We start from the raw sequence: 308 nt of genomic DNA, 5'->3' as shown, positions 1-308 counted from the left end.
GTGACCTGATGGCTGTTCCACTTTCCCCAATTGTTTCGGAGTTTGAAACCGAAGAGCAGGCGAGTAGCCATGATCTCTGGTTTCGTAAAAAAGTCGAAAAAAGCCTGACCAATCCCGGCCCCGGCGTGCCTCATGATGAAGTCATGGCGAGGGTTGAAGCGATCATTGAGCAAGCGGAGCGTAAACAGAGGGCGAAAGTCTGATGCTGCCCGTTGTTTGGCTTGATGAGGCCATTAGCGACCTGATTGAAATCGTGACTTTTATCGCAGCACAAAACCCTGGCGCTGCACGACGCCTCAAGACCCGCC

General features: G+C 52.9%; 1 protein-coding gene. It reads left to right on the top strand.

The window, feature by feature from the left end:
* Positions 1-203: type II toxin-antitoxin system RelB family antitoxin (relB, locus tag AC0L3U_RS38990; RefSeq protein WP_473365056.1), on the top strand; the 203-nt coding region annotated here is incomplete at its 5' end.
* Between the last annotated feature and the right edge of the window lie 105 nt (positions 204-308).

The organism is Bradyrhizobium sp. Kon69, from assembly GCF_055807515.1.
Note: the sequence above shows the minus strand (reverse complement) of the source record. Positions and strands in the feature narration are given on the sequence as shown.